The following is a 15,216-nucleotide window of genomic DNA, read 5'->3' as shown; positions in this document are numbered from 1 at the left end:
AACCACTAAATTTACGTTATTATGAGCAATCTTAAAACCTTTGTGGCCATGTTTTCCATGGCGCTCCTCCTTTCAGTTGCGGCCTTTACGCAACAATCGGATATCCCCAGCTTGAATTTTGAACACGCGGAACACTTCTGGAAAGATGCGGGTGATACCACGGTCGTTGTGAATTTCTGGGCCACCTGGTGTGCTCCTTGTGTGAAGGAATTGCCAGCCTTCGAAAAGTTGAATACCACCTATGCCGGTCACAAAGTGAAAGTGGTTCTGGTGAGCCTGGACTTCAAAAGTGAGGTTGACGGGAAACTACCCGCATTTGTCAGAAAAAAAGGACTAAAGGCAACCGTTATTCATCTCAATGATCCGGATGCCAACGGGTGGATACCTAAGGTAGATGAGGGATGGTCGGGGGCAATACCCGCAACGTTGATCATACACCCGGAATCCGGGCGAAAGAAGTTTATGGAAAGTGCACTGACCTTTGAAGCGTTGGAGGAGGCGGTGAAGGAAGTGATGACCGAACCATAAAAAAACCCCGCTTGGGGGCGGGGTCTTTTCTACGCATCAATGAATCAAGCACTACGCTACTGCTCGAAAGAATTGAAACAAAGATAATGTGGTATGGCGCCCGATGCTGTTAATGAGGCGTTAACCGGTGTTAAAAAGTGTTAAGCGACAGGGAATTGCGAATAGGCAAGGCTATTTTTGCAAGGAATGAATAAGAACGTCATACGGCTCATTATTGCCTTGATCACAATGGCCCTCATTGGTTTGGTGGGTATTCAGATGTATTGGATCCACAGCGCCATTGTCGTAAAGAATCACCGGTTTGAACAAAGCGTGACCGAGGCCATGAACCAGGTTGTGAACAATCTGGATAAAGCACGTATGGCGAAAAGACTCGAAGCCAAGCTGGCACATTCAGACAGACGCGTATGGCATCTGAAACTCGACTCGATCCGGCAGGCCCTGGAAAATTCCGCAGATATGATTTCAAAACGAATGGAGGAGCACCCGGACTCATTCGTTATTCATACGCCCTCCGATATCCGGATTGAATGGTCTGGGGATGGTGTGGATACCATGGTCCGGGAGTTCGGGACCGATATGCAGTTCTCCGGCAAACGTTTGAATAATATCAATGACCTTGCTGTCATCGGGAGGGAATGGTTCCAGAATATGGAGCTCTTTCAGGAAGGAGTATTCAGCGAAGAGGGTCTGATGAGTGATCTTTTTGATGAGTTCTATCAGGCGGTTTCACCCACTGACGAACCGCTCATTCCGGATGGCTTAACATTGGATTCCGTTGTTACCGCCGAATTAAAGAATAAAGGAATTGATGCACCGTTTGATCTTGGCGTATATGACAGGCCTTCCAAGTCTTTTGTGGTTGTAAACGATGGTGCAAGCCAGGAGAAATTGCTTAAATCCCGGTTTAAAGTAAACCTGAACCGGAACGATTTCTTCCGTAAACCCGAGTTTCTGATTTTGCACTTTCCCCAACGCAGCTACTATCTCCTTAAGAATATGCGCATGATCATGCTGACGTCAGTGGTCCTGATCCTGGTGCTGATCTTCTCGTTTTACTACACCATCTCCACCATCTTTCGTCAAAAGAAATTGTCTGATATCAAAAATGACTTCATCAACAATATGACGCATGAGTTCAAAACGCCGATCAGCACGATTTCGCTGGCATGCGAAGCACTCTCTGATCCCCAGATGAACCCGGGTGAAAGGACCCGTGCCCATTACGTGAACATTATTCATGATGAAAACAAACGACTTGGGGTACTGGCCGAGAATATTTTGCGGACGGCCATTTTGGATAAAGGGGAACTGAAATTAAAACGATCCGATACCAGTATTCATTCACTTATTGAAGAAGCGATCCGGAATACCACTGTGATGCTGGAACGCAAACAGGGAAAAATCGTATCCCATCTGGATGCCGGAAGGGACATGCTGTCGGTGGATCGGGTGCACGTGATCAATGTGATCTATAATTTGCTGGATAATGCCATTAAATATACCGAGAATGAGCCTGAGATTCACATCCTCACACGCAACACTTCGGAAGGGTTGGTCATTACGGTAAAGGATAATGGAATAGGCATCAGCAAAGAAGCACAAAAGAAAGTATTTGATAAATTATACCGTGTTCCGACCGGAAATATCCATAATGTCAAAGGCTTTGGCCTTGGCCTCAGCTACGTTAAAACCATCGTAGAAATGCATGGAGGAAACGTTTCTGTGGATAGTCAGATCGGAAAAGGAAGTTCATTCGAAATCTTTTTACCTTTTAGTTGATCAAGCATATGGAACCTGTCAGGCATAAACTTTTATTGGTTGAGGACGACCCGAATCTCGGGAATATTCTACAGGAATACCTTAACACCAAAGGATTTAAAGCAAGCCTTTGCCGTAATGGAAAGGAAGGCTACGAACAATTCGTCAAGGAAGATTTTGACCTGCTCATTCTGGATGTGATGATGCCCGTAAAAGATGGTTTCACCATGGCCAAGGAGATCAGGGAGATCGACACCCAAACCCCGATCATCTTTTTAACAGCCAAGTCGATGAAGGAAGATACCCTTGAAGGCTTTCGGTTAGGGGGTGATGATTATATCACGAAGCCATTCAGTATGGAGGAACTGCTTCTCAGAATACAAGCGGTACTCAAACGAACAGGTACCGTCACCGAAGATCAGGGACAACAGGAATTTGACCTGGGGAAGTTTCATTTTAATTATGATCAGCAGTTGCTTTCGCTGGATGGCAAGCAGATCAAACTAACCTCGAAGGAATCCGACCTGTTGCGGATGTTGTGCGTGAATAAGAACCAGGTGCTTGAAAGAAACTATGCATTGCAGCGCATCTGGAAAGATGATAATTATTTCAATTCCCGCAGTATGGATGTTTATATCGCCAAACTCCGAAAGCATCTGAAAGGTGATCCCACTGTGGAAATCCTGAATGTGCACGGGAGGGGATTCAAACTGCTGGAAACCTCATAAGTTGTTTAACCCCCGGCAGGACGACTTTATTCCACCTATCACATTGACTGTCGATATTTCTTCGCAACAGGTGAAATTATCGTAACTTTGCAATTCCCTAAAAAAGCGGGATAATAGTTGTGTAAAATTGCATAACCTGTCCGGCTCCGGGGATAGCGGATGAGCGACCAGATCAAACACGAATGCGGGATAGCCTTGATCAGGCTCCTGAAACCCCTGGATTACTACGAGAAAAAATACGGTACGCCGCTGTATGGCTTGAATAAGCTATACCTGCTTATGCAAAAACAGCATAACAGGGGTCAGGATGGAGCCGGGGTAGCCACAATCAAACTGGATATGCCTCCGGGTAAGAGGTATATCAGCCGGTATCGCTCCAACAGCAATCAACCCATTCAGGATATCTTCTCCAAGATCAATCAGAAATTTGATGTGGTCAAGAGAAAAGATCCAAGGTTGATGGCGCACACTGACTGGCTCAAACACAATGTGGCTTTCATGGGCGAATTGCTCTTGGGCCATTTGAGATACGGCACTTTTGGAAGGAACTCCATCGAATATTGTCACCCGTTCCTTCGTCAGAATAACTGGATGACCAGGAATCTGGTGATCGCGGGAAACTTTAATCTGACCAATGTAGACGAACTGTTTGACCACCTGGTTGAACTCGGACAACACCCGAAGGAGCGATCGGATACCGTTACCGTGCTTGAAAAGATCGGTCATTTTCTGGATGTGGAAAATGAGAGGTTGTTCAGGAAATTTAAAGACCAGGGTTTAAGCAATGCGGACATATCCCCGAAAATTGCGAGGGAGATCAACCTGAAAGATATCCTTCATGAGTCCAGCAAAAAGTGGGATGGGGGTTATGTCATCGCCGGATTGCTCGGACATGGAGATTCATTCGTCATACGCGATCCGCGGGGCATCAGACCGGCATGGTACTATAAAGACGATGAAATGGTGGTGGTGACTTCTGAAAGACCACCGATACAACTTGCCTTTGATGTACAGCCTGAGAATATCAAGGAGATAAAACCAGGTCATGCACTCATCATTAAAAAGGACGGGACGTTCAGCGAAGAACAAATCTCTCAGCCCCTTGAACGAAAATCCTGCTCTTTTGAAAGAATCTATTTCTCAAGAGGAAATGATAAGGACATATACCATGAGCGGAAATCACTCGGCGCTGCCCTATGTCCCGATATCCTGGAAGCAGTGGATTACGACCTCGAGAATACGGTCTTCTCCTTTATCCCGAATACCGCTGAGGTGGCCTATCACGGAATGATCGAAGGGTTCAACGAACACCTTAATAAGGTCAAGGCGTCCGCTTTGGCCAACGCAGATAAAAAACTAACGGAAGAGGAAATTCTGAAGATACTTTCCGTTAAGCCCAGGGCGGAGAAAATAGCCATCAAAGACATCAAGTTGCGAACGTTCATCGCTGCTGATAACCAGCGTGACGACCTTGTTGCTCACGTCTATGATACCACCTACGGCGTTGTCAAAAAAGGCTCCGATAACCTGGTGGTCATTGATGATTCCATCGTCAGGGGAACAACCCTGAAACAAAGTATCATCAAAATACTGGATCGCCTGGGACCAAAGAAGATCATTATTGCCTCTTCCGCCCCGCAGATTCGCTATCCCGATTGCTATGGAATTGATATGGCCAAGTTGGGTGACTTCATTGCGTTCCGCGCAGCCATTGCACTTTTACATGAGACGCATCAGGAAAACCTGATTGAACAGCTGTACGAGAAAGCAAAAGGACAGGAGGGGTTTCCTGCAGAGCATTTGCAAAATGTGGTCAAGGAGATTTACGCACCCTTCACCGCCAAACAAATTTCCGCCAAGATCGCTACACTACTGACACCTGAAGGAATGAAGGCAAATCTGGAAATTATTTTTCTCGGCCTTGAAGGATTACACAAAGCCATTCCAAATCATATGGGTGATTGGTACTTCTCAGGCGATTACCCGACACCGGGTGGCAACGCGGTGGTCAACCGGGCCTTTATCAACTTCGTGGAAGGCAAGAACGTCAGGGCTTATTAACCCTGCTTTTCTTGTAGATTCGAATGGCCAGCCACAACAGCAGGCCGAACAATACCATTCCCAGCAATCCCCACCAGAAACTTAGAATGTTCTTTAATACTACAATGAAGACAATGGCAACAAGGAACAAGGTCGCCACTTCATTCCACATGCGCAGCCGGATGCTGCTCCAACCTGTTTTATCATTCTGGTAAGACTTGAACAGCGCATGGCAACGCAGGTGATATAATACCAATCCAAGAACCAGTGCCAGCTTCAACCACAACCATGAAGGAACGGAAACACGGTAAAGCTCTAAAGCCAACCATGATCCGGTAATGAGGGTAATAATCATGGAAGGCCAGGTGATACCATACCACAACCGACGTTCCATGATCTTGTATTGTTGCTGTAAAATGGAACGCTTCGGTTCGTCCTGATCGGAAGCCTCGGCGTGATAGACGAACAATCTGACAATATAGAAGAGACCCGAGAACCAGGTCACTACGAAAATGATATGAATGGCTTTGAGATAAATCCAGGTCATGCTCAAAAGTAAGGTAATTTGAAGAAGGTGTAGGCGAAATTATATTCCAAGATTAATTAATTATATAGAATAAAGTAAAGACCTGGAGTGGCAATGTAAAATGATCTATGTATTTCATATAAAATATTGATTTATTGTATGGTATCGACGTATTTTTGTAGATATCCACGAAACAAAATTGCGGTTATGCCTATCTACCATCACCTTGGAAACATACCACAGAAACGTCACACCACATTTGAGAATGGAAAAGGCGGTTACTATTATGAACAACTTTTCGGTACTGAAGGGTTTGTAGGGATGTCTTCCCTGCTCTACCACGTTTATCGCCCTACCATGGTCAAAGCCGTGGGCGAGTCAAAGTCGGTAGCACCTAAAATTGCGATTGAAAAAAATATGAAGGCGCTTCGTTTGCGTGGCTTCGAGGTTCCAGCCGAGGATGACTTCCTGGACAGCAGAAAGGTGTTGATGGTGAACAACGATCTCGCCATTGCACTTGCTGCTCCCAGAAAATCACTCAGGGATTATTTTTACAAGAATGCGGATGCGGATGAACTGTTATTCATTCATAAAGGGTCTGGTACCCTGCGCACACTGCTCGGGAACATTCCCTTTGAGTACGGCGATTACCTCCTTGTTCCACGTGGAATGATCTACCAGATCGATTTTGACACCGAAGACAACCGCTTGCTGATTGTTGAATCATTCAGTCCGATGTACACGCCCAAACGGTACCGCAACCATTTCGGACAGCTGCTGGAACATTCTCCGTTCTGTGAACGTGACCTGAAACTGCCCTCGGAGTTGGAAACCCATGATGAGAAGGGAGACTTCATGATCAAAATCAAAAAGGAAAATATGTTGCATGAATACATCTATGCAACACATCCCTTTGATGTTGTCGGATGGGACGGATATAATTTTCCCTATGGATTCTCTATCCACAATTTCGAACCCATCACCGGCCGGATTCATATGCCGCCACCCATCCATCAAACTTTCGAGGCGCACAATTTTGTGGTGTGCTCTTTCTGCCCGCGCCTGTATGACTACCATCCGCAGGCAATTCCAGCGCCTTATAACCACTCCAACATTGATTCGGACGAGGTGCTGTATTATGTGGATGGTGACTTCATGAGCCGAAACGATGTGGGCCCCGGCCATATTACCCTTCACCCGGGCGGCATTCCGCATGGTCCGCATCCCGGTGCCATGGAACGCAGCATAGGTCAGAAAGAAACCGAAGAACTAGCCGTGATGATCGATCCGTTCAAACCCCTGAAGATAACGGAAGATGCATTGCGCATTCAGGATGCAGACTACTATAAATCCTGGATGGAATAAACCAATTTCCCTTTTCCCAAAGCAAAGAACTATACATTCATTAAATACGTATCGTTATGGCAACAAACTTGAAAAATGTGGAGTACGGAACAGAGAAGATTTTCGATGATGCTCAGGATTTCCTTCCCATCAATGGAACGGATTATGTGGAATTCTATGTAGGCAACGCCAAGCAGGCGGCGCATTACTATAAGACCGCATTCGGCTTTCAGTCTTGCGCATATTCAGGCCTGGAAACCGGCGATCGCGAAAAGACATCCTATGTGTTAAAACAGGATAAGATTCGCCTCGTGCTTACTACTCCACTGACCCCGGAAGGTCCCATTGCCGAGCATATCAGGCAACATGGTGACGGCGTAAAAGTAGTCGCTCTTTGGGTGGATGACGCCCGCAGTGCATATGAAGAAACTACAAAAAGAGGTGCAAAATCCTTCATGGAACCGGTGGTTGAGAAAGACGACAATGGAGAAGTGGTGCGTGCAGGTATTTACACATACGGTGAAACGGTTCACATCTTCGTTGAGCGTAAAAACTACAACGGCATCTTCCTTCCGGGTTTCCGTGAATGGAAATCCGACTATAACCCCACACCTATCGGTTTGAAATTCATCGACCACATGGTGGGTAATGTAGAGCTGGATGGAATGAACAAATGGGCCAAGTTCTATGCGGACGTGATGGGCTTTACCCAACTTGTTTCATTTGATGATAAGGATATCTCAACCGACTACACCGCACTCATGAGTAAGGTGATGAGCAATGGCAACGGTCGCATCAAATTCCCGATCAACGAACCGGCCGAAGGCAAAAAGAAATCACAGATCGAGGAATATCTGGAATTCTACGGCGGACCCGGCGTACAGCATGTTGCCATTGCTACGGATAACATCATCGCTACGGTAACGGAATTGCAAAAACGAGGCGTGGAATTCCTTCATGTTCCTGATACTTACTATGACGAAGTGTTGGATCGCGTAGGGGAGATCGACGAAGATCTTCAGCCTCTGAAGGAATTGGGCATTCTTATAGATCGTGATGATGAAGGCTATCTCCTGCAGATTTTCACCAAACCTGTGGAAGACAGACCAACCCTGTTTTATGAGATCATCCAGCGTAAGGGAGCGAAGTCTTTTGGCAAAGGCAATTTCAAAGCGCTCTTTGAAGCCATCGAACGTGAGCAGGCAAATCGCGGTACACTTTAATCATACCCCTGATTAAAACACCTGTTATCCCCCTGCCATCATCGGCGGGGGGATTTTTGTTTTTACCATCCCCGGGTCTTCACGAATTTCTTATCTTCGATCAGTATTCATCCCAAACGATCTATGAAAAAATACGGAATCCTATTACTGGCTATGGGATGCACAACTGCAATCATGGCCCAACAGGAACGCAGTGTATTCTCGGCCAGCGGCCGTGCGGGTGTTTCCACTTCTTTCGTTACAGATTATCAGACCATCGGAATCAATCCTGCTAACCTGGGACTTCCTTCAAAATATCCTGATAAGCATGTGTCCTTCGGTTTTTTTGAATGGGCGCATTCCATCCACAGTGAAGCTCTCACCAAACCGGATCTCAGAAATAGCATCCGAAATATTGATTCGGATGAATTCACCTATCAGGATCAGGTGGATGCTGCCCGATCGTTTGCACAGGCCGGCGTAAGCGTAAATGCCGATCTGACCCTTTTCGGAATTGGCGTGAATACAAAAAAGATCGGAGGATTTGCCTTTGGCATCAAGGAACGTATCCAGTGGTATTCGATTTTCAATGAAACCACTTCTGACATTCTGTTCTTAGGTTATAATGCCCCGTACTTTGACTGGAAGGTGATGACCAACGGTGACACCCTTATGGCCAATGACCCTAATTTTAATCCCGATTCGGTAACTTCAGGGATCTCCGCAAGTCCCAAACTCATCTCTTCATTGATGAATGGCTCCAGGGTGACCATGTCATGGGTCAGGGAATTCAATTTCGCTTACGGAGTGAAGTTATTCGGTGTCGCCAAGGATGAAGGTGAAGGGGATAAACTGGCCCTTTTCGGTGGGATCGGTTTTAAATACCTGGCAGGAGTTGCCATTATCGACATTGGCTCGGAAAACAACCAACTCAGCGCCTTCTCAGCGGTTACCCCCTTCCTTGATATCGACTACGGAAGTGCGGGCGATGCGAATCCTTCGGCAGTTGAACAATCCGGTGGACTCCCCAATACGGTGGGTTCCGGGATGGGTATCGACCTGGGTTTGACACTCACCCTTAATGATAATGTGAAGATATCTGCAGCGATGACCGATATGGGCAGCATGACCTGGGATGGCAACGTTTACCAGATGAATGACACGCTTGTCATTAACACCAATTCCGGTGGTTTTGAAAGCTATAACATCTTTGCAGAGGCCCCGAAAATTCTGAGCGATAGCGGCACATTTAACTGGGATGGTGTGGTGGAACGAAAAGAAAAGTTACCCACGGTAATCCGCGCAGGTGCCAGCATCATGTTCAGTGAAAAACTGGAAGTGGGTATTGATGCCGTCATGCCCGCGAATACCGAACCCGGTAATATTGAAAATCCGCTGGTTGCAGCCGGACTGGATTTTCGGGCGCTACCATGGCTCAGGCTTTCTTCCGGATTGATCGTCGGAGGTAATTATGGTTTCAATCTGCCGGCAGGTATAGGCATCTTGATGGGAGAGAACGGCGGCTGGGAAATGGGCATCGCTACAAGAGATGTGCTTACGTATTTCTCCCCGAACAATCCAACCCTTTCCATGAGCTTCGGCTTTTTAAGATTCAGGGTATAAGATTACAGCATGCAGTACCGGTAAATGCTTTGGAGGGGTTATTTTCCTGAACGGGTCTCCGGAGAGTAAATGAAGAAAGGTTTCTCGGTGGTTCTCAAAAGCTTCCTGAGGCCTTGATCTCCCAATAATCTGGTAACTGTACTTTTATTCTTCCATAAGACAAACGGAAGGTCCGCCTCATCCATTTGGTGGTTCGCATTATTTTTTCGTGGCCCCGTATGATTGAACCGCGTCACAGTTTCTATGTTGATACCGTATTGTCGGTTGATGTTATTTGCGTGCATGACCCGGTCACCATTGATTTGCATGCCCGGTTTATGCTTGCGATCCAGGATGACCAGACTGCCTGTCAGGTTGCGGGTGAGCCGGAAAAAAAAATCCAACTTCTTCATGTCTGCCGGTTCGGTGTCGGTTTCAAGCAGGGCAAGACGTGATGGCAGACATTGGGGTGGTGATTCGGGAATACAGAGTACCGGTATCTTTGAGAGCAGTTTGTGATGATCCGGTGCTAACCCACGCTTCTTTCGCAGTATCACAAAGTCAGGGGAAAACAGAATGATCTGATCAAGCAGTTCTTTCATCTGATTCCCGTATCCGGTGATAACATAATCCACTTCCAATCCCTGTTTCTTAAGCTGCGCCGAAAGCCGCTGTGTGTTGCGCTCTACGGCACTGTGGGTGGACTGATATGACCTGAGAAAAGCGTAGGGATTATCTCCCTGGAAGTAGTCATGGGTAGAACTCAGATGTATTAACCGGATATGTGCATGACATGCCCCGGCAATTGATCTGATATAATATGTTTGAGCGGGCGTGAAGAATGTACGTTCGAAATCACCAGGGATCAGGATCTTCGTTCTTCTGTTGATCATGGCTTCGCGGATGAGATGAGCTCTACACTAATGTCACGTTCTGCGGACGTTTCACGGAAATCATTTATGATCTCCATCACGTCGGGATCAATGCGAAATGACTTGCTCATGTCTATGGAAAGACTGGATCCGGATGGTAAACTATCCAGCGCATGCCTTACCGCACCCTTGTTAAGAAAGGTTACTTCTTCGGCCAGCGTCATCTTTATTTTTTTCTCTCCATTGCCCGCTTCTTCCATGTGAAGAAAATGAGAGTTGCGATAGCTGTTCCGCAGGATGATGAATATCGCTACGGCCAAACCCATCAGTATCCCCTTCAGCAAGTCTGTGAATACCACCCCGGCAATCGTTACGATAAACGGTACGAATTGCTCCCATCCGGCTTTATACATCTGTTTGAAAAGCGATGGTTTGGCCAGTTTGTAACCAACGATGAACAGCACACTTGCAAGGACAGCCAACGGAATCATATTCAGCAAAACAGGGATGAGAATGATACAGATGAGAAGCAGGAAGCCGTGGATAATTGTGGAGCGTTTACTGTCCCCACCGGATTGAACGTTGGCGGAGCTGCGGACAATAACCTGTGTGATGGGAAGTCCGCCGATCAGCCCTGAAACGATATTGCCTGTGCCCTGGGCCAGCAGTTCCAGGTTTTTGCCGGTGACCCTTTTCTTCGGATCAAGCTTATCAATCGCTTCCACCGAGAGCAAGGTCTCCAGGCTGGCGATCACCGCCATAAGAATACCGGTGGTCCATACCTCCATCTTAGCGAAATCCGCAATTTTTGGAAGTGTAAAGAAGCTGAAGAATGCTTTCGGATCGTCTGTTACCGGTACACTCACCAAATGTTCTTTTGTAATGGCAAACAGGCTGTCCGGATTCACGGCATTGGTGAATATAATGCCACCAATTACTGCCACCAGCGCACCGGGTGCGATCTTCAGTACACTGAATCGTTTTACAAGAACCTGGTCCCAAAGTATGATGAGCAACAGCGCCCCAATACTTACCGCCACGGCGCCGGGGGTGATATAGTCGAGCATGACCAAAAATTCCGAGAAAGTATTCTCACTGTCCGGTTGGTCGAAAGACAGATCACCCATATAATCTTTGTCGTATCCGACAGCATGAGGGATTTCTTTCAAAACAATGATCACTCCGATGCCGGAGAGCATACCTTTGATGACGGAGGTCGGAAAGAAATGCCCGATGATCCCGGCCTTGAGTAGCCCCAGTACCAGTTGTATCAGTCCGGCCACCACCACGGCCGCCAGAAAAGTTTGATAACCACCAAGCGATTCTATGGCCGTGAGCACAATCACGGCAAGTCCTGCAGCGGGACCGCTCACACCCAATTGAGAATTGCTTATTGCACCCACCACAATTCCTCCGATAATGCCGGCTATCAATCCGGCAAATAAAGGGGCACCACTGGCCAGTGCAATCCCCAGGCACAATGGAAGTGCCACAAGAAATACCACTACACCTGAGAAGATGTCCTGTTGCGTGGGCCTTCCCATTCCTTTTGCTGTTTGCATTGTCTTTTTAATTTATGGCAATGCTAAGCAGACCGTCTTAGAGGTGTTTAAGGCGGATATTAGAATGGGATTAGTGTGATATCAGGTTATGGAAACAGGGTTATCACGATCTGCAAAAGCAACTATGCCTTCAGGTGTTCTTCGGTGGGAAGCGTAATGGTTACGCTGGTACCGGAACTGACCACGGAATCAATTCTGAGCATTCCCCTGTGTATCTGAATGATCTTGGCAGCCAGGGTTATGCCAATGCCTGATCCACTGGTGGTGCGGGCATTTGATGATCGGAAGAATGGTTCGGTGATAAGTGCGATCTCCTCTTCCGGGATCCCTATGCCCTGGTCGGTCACGGTGATCCCGATTTGGTTATCTTCCATGAACAAGTCGATACCGACCGGTGCATTGGAAGAAAACTTACAGGCATTGTCAATGATGTTCAGCAAGGCGGTGAACATCAGGTTGCGGTTCCCCCAGATTCCTGCTTCCAACTCAGGTGTGCTGTCAGAAAGTGTAATCTGGCTTTCTGGTCTGGTAAACCCGATCTTGGCGACGACCTCATGAAGTAATGACCTGAGGGGAAGAAATTCAAAGCGAAGCGGAGTCAGCGAGTAGTTCACTTTTGAGAGCTCCAGCAGATTATCGGCTAACAGGTTCAGGCGTTCTGCTTCCTGGGAGATGGAATGCAATGCCTCACGGTAGTCCTCCACAGTCCTTTCCTTTTCAAGGGCGATATCCGTTTCATTGATAATCGCAGTGAGCGGATTCCGAATCTCATGGGAGGCGTTTGATATGAAGGACTTCTTGGCTTCAAATGCACTTTCAATCCGATCCAGCAGGCCGTTGAAAGCAACGGCAAGCTCTCCGATCTCATCGTTGGATGAAATTCCGGTGAGCCTCTGATGCAGGTTATTTTCACTGATCATATTGGCCAGCCTGATCTTATAGGATAGCGGTTGTATGATCTTCTCGGATATGGGAATGCTAAGCAGCGTAAAGAGGAGGATGCCGACAAACAAGCTGATGGCTATGATACCTTTGAGGTAAGTGAGTTTTTCCAATCCCTCCTTGTCGATGGCGGTGACAACAACGATGTAGTCGGTTCCATCCACATGAAAGAGTTTCGAAATCCCCTGGCGATCGCCATTCCGGAAAACCACCATTTTCTCCTGAACGGTTTTGTGGATAAAAGCCTGCGAATAGCGGTCGTGTTTTTCAGGGTTCTCCGAAAGAGCGATCACATCCTCGTGCTCTTCAGGTAAGGTATGCAGGAATTGTTCCTTGATCGTTTCAAATTCTTCCTTTGTAAAAGCGTCTCTTTCAAGGAACATCTTTTCCGTGATGTTGACACGCTGGGAAATCCTATTGTCAAACGCTTCTTCCCTGTGATTCGATGAGAACAGGTAAACGGCGATGCCAAACAGCAAGAGGATGGAGGCTCCGGCCAGCGAAAAGAATAATGAAAGCTTGTGTCGGATCTTCATCCCTGATCTTTGATAGCATATCCCATACCGATGATGGTACGGATCAGTTTTGGTGTATGGTTCTTATCGATCTTGTTCCTCAGGTAGCTGATGTAAACCTCTACAATGTTGGATGTCACATCCACATTGTCGTGCCACACGTTCTCCAGAATATCGATCCTGGATACGACCCGGTTCTTGTTGATCATCAGATATTCCAGAAGCCGGTATTCCAATGCGGTCAGATCAACCGGGATGCCAGCACGGCGTACTTCTTTCAAAGCGGTATGCAATTCCAGGTCTCCGGCAGTCAGTATCTTTTCCGGTGCTTTCACCTTTTTATGCATTCTTCCAAGCGCATTGATTCTTGCAAGCAGTTCTTTGAACCGGAAGGGTTTGGTCAGGTAATCATCGGCGCCTGTATTGAGTCCCTCCACAATGTCTTCTGTGGTGCCAAGTGCTGTGAGCATGAGAATGGGTGTATAGTCATTGCCGCTTTCCCTGATCTTCCGGCATAATTCTAACCCGGATATACCAGGCATCACAATATCCATGATGATGAGGTCACATTCGGACTGGCGATAAAGTGCAAGTCCGGAGTTACCGTCGAACGCGACTTTCACATCATGCCCCTGCTCTTCCAGTCCCTTCTTCAGCAGGGCGGAGACCTTGGCTTCGTCTTCTATGAGCAATATTTTCAAGTGATGGTGTTCTTTGACGGAAAGATAAAAATTGTGCAGGTACCGGACGTATGACACACGCTGTATACCCCGTTCTCTGGGGCTTGCCGATATGACCGGTTGTGAGTTAGGCGAAGGTTGTACCTTCGTCTGTCTATCGGGTAGCTTGCAGCTACTGTAAATGCCCTTTGCCACATACAGCATACAAGATACGTGTTTCTTAGATGGTGAAAAGTAGCTGTTAGCTATTGGCATTCACCGGAACAGCTCGTAACGGCTAATCGTGAACAGTCAGGTTCCCGTAGCGGATGCTACAAAATAGCAAGACGAAGGTGCAACCTTCGCCTAACGGCATCGCCGACAAGCTACGGCAGACTGGGAAATTACGGTATACAATGGACTCATTCGTTCGGTTCGATTTCAGGGTTCTCCTTTAACAAATTTATCACGGTAGGGTTTCCCTTGTAGTTCAATTGAGTGAATGTTGAGGCAAGCATGAGTTGCAGTGCTTTTTTGCCTGCAGTCTTTTTGAAATATGATTCCCGTTTGAGGGCATCCTTTTTGAAAAGATAAAATTCGCAGAATATGAGTCTCAGTGGTTGTCGGTTGGCAGTACTTTTGGTTTTTCCCTGGTGATGATATAACAATCGTTTTTCAAGGTTGCTCGTATAACCCACGTAAAGCAGATGATCTTTCTGGCTAAATAAAATGTAGACGCAATAAGGTAAGGGCATGGTAAAAAAATTAGTGCCCTCTGAACAAATATAACAGAAGCAAGAAGAACTGCCCCGAAGCAGAACTCCCTTTGGTCGTTCGCTTCGGGACTCCACCCCTGAAGTGAAAAGCCGGAGTAGTACATATAGAAAAAGCCGGGACATCATATCCCGGCTTTTCTACTTCAGGGGTGGAGCATA

At 46.9% G+C, this 15,216-nt stretch carries 13 protein-coding genes; 7 read left to right on the top strand and 6 right to left on the bottom strand.

Annotation, left to right across the window (positions count from 1 at the left end):
• Positions 1-21: 21 nt before the first annotated feature.
• The 4 genes from KDD36_04920 (at position 22) to KDD36_04905 (ending at position 5,078) form a co-directional block, all read left to right on the top strand.
• Positions 22-528 carry a redoxin domain-containing protein gene (locus KDD36_04920; GenBank protein MCB0395969.1) on the top strand — a complete coding sequence of 169 codons (507 nt, stop codon included), beginning with the start codon at positions 22-24 and terminating at the stop codon, positions 526-528.
• A 186-nt stretch (positions 529-714) separates the two neighbouring features.
• Positions 715-2,310: a HAMP domain-containing histidine kinase gene (locus KDD36_04915; GenBank protein ID MCB0395968.1), complete on the top strand. Its 1,596-nt coding sequence runs from the start codon at positions 715-717 to the stop codon at positions 2,308-2,310.
• 8 nt (positions 2,311-2,318) lie between these two features.
• On the top strand, positions 2,319-3,017 hold the full coding sequence (locus KDD36_04910) for a response regulator transcription factor (GenBank protein ID MCB0395967.1): 699 nt from the start codon (positions 2,319-2,321) through the stop codon (positions 3,015-3,017).
• Positions 3,018-3,176: 159 nt separating this feature from the next.
• Complete coding sequence (locus KDD36_04905; protein ID MCB0395966.1) at positions 3,177-5,078, top strand: amidophosphoribosyltransferase; 1,902 nt, start codon at positions 3,177-3,179, stop codon at positions 5,076-5,078.
• Here KDD36_04905 and KDD36_04900 read toward each other — a convergent pair.
• Positions 5,065-5,604 (bottom strand): CopD family protein, encoded by a 540-nt coding sequence (locus KDD36_04900; GenBank protein ID MCB0395965.1) that lies wholly within the window; start codon positions 5,602-5,604, stop codon positions 5,065-5,067. The genes KDD36_04905 and KDD36_04900 overlap by 14 nt on opposite strands.
• A 186-nt stretch (positions 5,605-5,790) precedes the next feature.
• Between KDD36_04900 and KDD36_04895 the strand changes: the two genes are divergently transcribed.
• The 3 genes from KDD36_04895 (at position 5,791) to KDD36_04885 (ending at position 9,752) form a co-directional block, all read left to right on the top strand.
• Positions 5,791-6,948: a homogentisate 1,2-dioxygenase gene (locus KDD36_04895; protein ID MCB0395964.1), complete on the top strand. Its 1,158-nt coding sequence runs from the start codon at positions 5,791-5,793 to the stop codon at positions 6,946-6,948.
• Positions 6,949-7,004: 56 nt separating this feature from the next.
• Positions 7,005-8,150 (top strand): 4-hydroxyphenylpyruvate dioxygenase, encoded by a 1,146-nt coding sequence (gene hppD / locus KDD36_04890; protein MCB0395963.1) that lies wholly within the window; start codon positions 7,005-7,007, stop codon positions 8,148-8,150.
• 123 nt (positions 8,151-8,273) lie between these two features.
• Positions 8,274-9,752, top strand: coding sequence for a hypothetical protein (locus KDD36_04885; protein ID MCB0395962.1), 1,479 nt, complete (start codon positions 8,274-8,276; stop codon positions 9,750-9,752).
• Positions 9,753-9,790: 38 nt separating this feature from the next.
• On the opposite strand, the gene KDD36_04880 is transcribed toward KDD36_04885, so the two are convergent.
• The 5 genes from KDD36_04880 to KDD36_04860 all read right to left on the bottom strand — a co-directional run bounded on the left by KDD36_04880 (position 9,791) and on the right by KDD36_04860 (position 15,036).
• A complete protein-coding gene (locus KDD36_04880; protein ID MCB0395961.1) occupies positions 9,791-10,624 on the bottom strand; it encodes a hypothetical protein in 834 nt (277 codons plus the stop codon).
• A complete protein-coding gene (locus KDD36_04875) occupies positions 10,621-12,147 on the bottom strand; it encodes a SulP family inorganic anion transporter (protein ID MCB0395960.1) in 1,527 nt (508 codons plus the stop codon). Before KDD36_04875 ends, KDD36_04880 begins: the two co-directional genes overlap by 4 nt.
• A gap of 140 nt (positions 12,148-12,287) precedes the next feature.
• Entirely contained in the window at positions 12,288-13,643 is a 1,356-nt protein-coding gene (locus KDD36_04870) for a HAMP domain-containing histidine kinase (GenBank protein MCB0395959.1), read from the bottom strand.
• Positions 13,640-14,323, bottom strand: a complete 684-nt coding sequence (locus tag KDD36_04865; protein MCB0395958.1) for a response regulator transcription factor — start codon at positions 14,321-14,323, stop codon at positions 13,640-13,642. Before KDD36_04865 ends, KDD36_04870 begins: the two co-directional genes overlap by 4 nt.
• Positions 14,324-14,703: 380 nt before the next feature.
• A complete protein-coding gene (locus tag KDD36_04860; protein ID MCB0395957.1) occupies positions 14,704-15,036 on the bottom strand; it encodes a GIY-YIG nuclease family protein in 333 nt (110 codons plus the stop codon).
• Positions 15,037-15,216: the final 180 nt, after the last annotated feature.

The organism is Flavobacteriales bacterium (genome assembly GCA_020435415.1).
Lineage (GTDB): Bacteria > Bacteroidota > Bacteroidia > JACJYZ01 > JACJYZ01 > JACJYZ01.
This window is presented reverse-complemented; position numbering and strand designations above follow the sequence as displayed.